The 1253-nt window shown below is 66.6% G+C and carries 1 protein-coding gene; it reads right to left on the bottom strand.

Annotation, left to right across the window (positions count from 1 at the left end):
- Positions 1-1202, bottom strand: a protein-coding gene (locus ABEA62_RS12660) for an IS3 family transposase (protein ID WP_425558049.1) whose coding sequence is annotated in 2 segments (ribosomal slippage) — positions 1-923 and positions 923-1202 — 1203 coding nt annotated over the 2 segments. Because the reading frame shifts where the segments join, the coding sequence is not laid out codon by codon here. This gene is flagged as partial in the annotation.
- Positions 1203-1253 lie beyond the last annotated feature (51 nt).

Genomic DNA, 1253 nt, shown 5'->3' with positions numbered 1-1253 from the left:
GACCATCCCGATTTCGCCATGGAGGCGTCGGTGGTTGAACCAGTCGACGTACTCGGCGGTGGCGATCTCGACGTCCGTGACGGACTTCCAACCGCCCTTGGGACGCATCACGGGGTTGCGGATGCACTCGGCTTTGAACAGCGAGTTCAACGCCTCGGCCATGGCATTGTCGTAACTATCACCCCTGCTACCAACCGATGCGACAGCCTCAGCTTCCGCCAGGCGCTCGCTGTAGCGAATCGCTCGATATTGAACTCCTCGGTCGCTGTGATGGATCAAACCGGACACGTCCTGACCGGCCCGCTGGCGCGTCCATAGGCCCATCTCAAGAGCGTCGAGGGCCAGGTCGGTACGTAGTGACGTCGACACTTGCCAGCCCACGATCATCCTGCTGAAGACGTCCAGGACGAACGCGACGTACGTCCAGCCGGCGTGGGTGCGCACGTACGTCAGGTCCGCGACCCACAGCTGGTTCGGCCCGTCAGCCGTGAACTGGCGCTCGACGAGATCGGCAGGCCGATCGGTCTCAGCGCCGTCGCCGAACGTGGTCTTGCGCGACTTCTCGCGCGTGATCCCTCGAAGCCCGTCGGCACGCATGAGACGTTCGACCGTGCACCGCGCGACCGCTATGCCCTCCCGGTTGAGCTCGGCATGGATCTTGCGCGCGCCGTACACGCCGAGGTTCGCCTTGTGGGCGTGGCGGATGTCGACGATCAGCTCCGCGTCGCGCACGGCACGCGCCGACGGGGGCCGGATCTTCGCTGCGTAGTAGCCGCTCGGGGCGATCTGCACGCCGGCCTCAGACAGGACCGTGCAGATCGGCTCGACCCCGACCTCGCGCCCATCGACCACGTCGTGGCGATGGGCGTCGACGTAGGCGACTACCTGCTGGTGGGGCGGTCGAGCTCCGCCGCGAAGAAAGCCGCCGAGGTCTTCAAGATGTGGTTCGCGCGCCGCAGCTCACGGACTTCTTGCTCGAGGCTGGCGATGCGCTCCGCCTCGGAGGTCGTGGTGCCCGGCCGGACGCCGCCGTCGATCTCCACTTGGCGGACCCAGCCTCGCAACGTCTCCCGGTGCATGCCGAGCTGATCGGCCACACGCGCGATCGCGCCCATCTTCGTCGCCGGGTCCTGACGAAGCTCGACGGCCATCCTCGTGGCCCGCTCACGCAGCTCGGCGGGGTACTTCCTCGGTGCTGACATGACTCTCATCCTCCATGGCTTGAGAGCCTCCACCGAACCCGGGGCGCAACA

Source organism: Demequina sediminis (assembly GCF_039545075.1).
In the GTDB taxonomy this organism is placed as follows: Bacteria; Actinomycetota; Actinomycetes; order Actinomycetales; family Demequinaceae; genus Demequina; species Demequina sediminis.
Note: the sequence above shows the minus strand (reverse complement) of the source record. Positions and strands in the feature narration are given on the sequence as shown.